This is a genomic window from Protofrankia sp. CiP1_Cm_nod3, from assembly GCF_982290655.1.
Genome location: NZ_CEVIVD010000148.1, coordinates 1 through 2,834, shown reverse-complemented (window position 1 = coordinate 2,834; position 2,834 = coordinate 1). Strand labels below are relative to the sequence as shown.

Sequence of the window (2,834 nt, the reverse complement as noted above, 5' to 3'; positions counted from 1 at the left end):
GGCGGGGGCGTGGCTGTTCGCAGGGGCGTGGCCCGGCCTGATCTCATCTGCCCGGGTGGTTCCGGTCCCGCCGTCGGTGGGCCGCTCCGGTGAACCGGCCCACCGACTGGGCCGTGCTGGACCTGGATGCGGACCCCACACCAGGCGACCCCTTCTCGGTACGGCAGCTGGCGCGCAGATATCTCGAATTCGCCGCGGACGTCGAGTACGCCCGCGGGCAGGTGGAGTCCCTGCACACCGGCGGCGCCGTCGAATCATGGCTGGGGGAGGCGGGGGACGCATTCCGGGAGGAGCTCGCGGAATTCCCTGAGCAGCTGCGGAAACTGGAAACGTCCTACCGGATGGCCGGAGACGCGCTGACAGCCTACGAGCCGATTCTGGCCGCGGCACAGATTCAGGCTGACCGGGCGTTGGCCCGGGGCCGCGACGCGCGTTTCCAGCGGGACAATGCGCGGAACCTCCTCGGCCCAGCCCAGGCCGCGTTGGCCACGGACACGGTGGCCCTTGCCGACCTTTCCTCGACATCTTCCAGTTATCCCGTGCGTATCCCCCCGCCGCCCGATCCGGCGCAGGTGGCGCAGGCCAGCCGTAACCGGGCCGCGGCACAGGCCAGGCTCGACCAGATACAAGGTGCCGTTCAGGACGGGCAGAGCGAACTGGACGCCGCCCGCCGGCTCGCGTTGTCCGCAGAAGCCATGCGCGCGGACGCCGCCAAGGTCTGCACGCAGGCGATCCGGGCCGCCTCCGATGCCGGGATCAGAAACAAGCCGTGGTATTCGTGGGAGAGGATCGGAAATGCCGCGGGGAAGGTGTGGACGTCCGCCGTCCAGGTCGCGAAAATCACCGTCGCGGTTCTGGGTGCGGTCGCTCTCATTGTCGGAGGCCCGGCCGCCTGGGTCGTTTTCGCCGCCGCTGTCGTCGTCCTCGCCGACACTTTGATGAAGTATGACAGGGGGCGGGCGTCCCGATGGGACGTCGCGTTTGCCTTACTCGGCGTCGTGCCTGGCACAAAAGGCCTGACGACGGTCGGCGCGCTGGTCCAGGGGGTACGTGGTGGCAGCCGGGCGGTCGCCGGTATCCGGAGCGCCGCCGACGCCGGAAAGCTGTTGCTGGGCGGCGGCCGGGCGCTTGCGCACGGCGGTCAGGAAATGGCGCTCGGCGCGATCGCCACCGGCCGCCAGCGGCTGGCCTCGGCAGCCGCCGCCGTCCGCCGCGCGGTGACCGATCCGGCCGGGACAGCACATCTGGCTGGGACGTCACGCGCGGCCAGGACGGATATCGTGGCCGGTTCCGATCCGGCGGCCGCCGCGGCCGTCCGGACCACGTCCGTCCGCTTTCCCGAGAACACCGCGGCACATTCTACAAACCGGACAGCCGGAGAAGCCGGAAAAGCCACCGCCAATCTCGACCGCGCCGCCGACACCACCATCACCACCCACCCCGACAAACCCCCGTCCACCACCGGCCCCAACCACGCCGACAACGACCACGCCGACAACGGCCACGACAGCGGCGGAAACAAGGGTCATGCGGACAGCGGCGACAATAAGGGAAACTCCAACAGTGGGCACAGCGACAATCTCGCAGACCCGGACGGCGCTCCCTCGAGCACTCCCGATCGGATTCGCTCTGACGAACCCGGCACTGGCTTCAGCGAATTCAATCATGGTAGTCGGGCGAACGATGCTGCGGCTACGCCCGACGGCCCGGAAGTCACCGGGTCGCAGTTGGATGCCAAGCGACAGGAATCCGATGGCTTCCAGAGGGAATCAGCACCGGATGGTGAATCTTTATCCAGCTCTTCGGTCGACATGTCTTCGCTCGTCCCCGGCCCTCTCGGTGATTTTTTTCGGCCGGGTATTCATGGCGTCATAGGAGACGTTCAAAAAAAGGAGATCGATATCGCTCGTGTGCTTGTCGACGAGGGTTCGGACGTGCGGTTTCTCCCGGCTGATCATACTGTGCGTAACCAGCAGAACCCCGATGTCATTGTCCGTAGTGATCCCGATGATCCGGGCCTTGTTACAGAGCTCAAGACGCTTGAAAGCTCGAGCAAGAACGCGATTCGAAGGAACATTCTTAAGGCGGGAAAGCAGACTTCCGGTGATGGTGGGGCGGTCATTGACGGACGCCAGGTGGGACTGAGGGCGGAGGATGCGTACGAGGGGATCAAGAAGGCGTGGGGGCAGGCCGCGGGCGGCCCGGCGGCAGATGCCCTCGGGGATGCCGCTGGTCAGCCGTTTCCGGCGCAGGTACGTATTTTTCTCGGAGACGGGTCGAGTATGATGGCCCGGAAGGTTGATGGTGGAATTTTGATTACCAGGCCGGACGGCTCCGCAGAGCTGCGTGGAGGTTGAGGGCTGTGTCTGACACCGATCAGATATTCTTCAAATCCGATCTCGACCTTCCTGAGGTAACCGTCAGGATTGCCGATGGCATGGATTTCGATATTGTTCGTTTCGAGGACGGTATCTCGGTGTACAGAAAGGGCTATCGAGGCTTGGAAGGCACCGTTGGCGGTGCGGTTCTGCAAAATGATGTCTCCGTCCCTGAGCCTCGGGAGCAGGAAGATCGGGCAATCTATGACGACTATCCATACTACTGGGAGATCTGGATCTCAAGGCCGGGGGGCGGGGGGCGACAGGAATCCTTGGCGAGGATGATGTTCGAGGATTTTGTCAAAAATTTCCAGTGGTCGTGCATTCTGACAAGGAACGCTGATCTCGTCCTTGCGAGATGGTCGCCGGAAAAGGGCCTCGAGGATTTCCCCGTTGGCACATCCGTCGATCTTGATGGAATTTCGATCTGGGGTGCGGAGTAGGGCCTGCTACGGC

At 64.5% G+C, this 2,834-nt stretch carries 2 protein-coding genes; both read left to right on the top strand.

Annotated elements, in window-relative coordinates; all coding sequences use genetic code 11:
* Window positions 1-113 precede the first annotated feature (113 nt).
* Window positions 114-2,357, top strand: a complete 2,244-nt coding sequence (locus AC5LUJ_RS20360) for a hypothetical protein (protein ID WP_493465532.1) — start codon at window positions 114-116, stop codon at window positions 2,355-2,357.
* Window positions 2,358-2,362: 5 nt separating this feature from the next.
* Window positions 2,363-2,821 carry a hypothetical protein gene (locus AC5LUJ_RS20355; RefSeq protein WP_250285680.1) on the top strand — a complete coding sequence of 153 codons (459 nt, stop codon included), beginning with the start codon at window positions 2,363-2,365 and terminating at the stop codon, window positions 2,819-2,821.
* The last annotated feature ends 13 nt before the right edge of the window (window positions 2,822-2,834 follow it).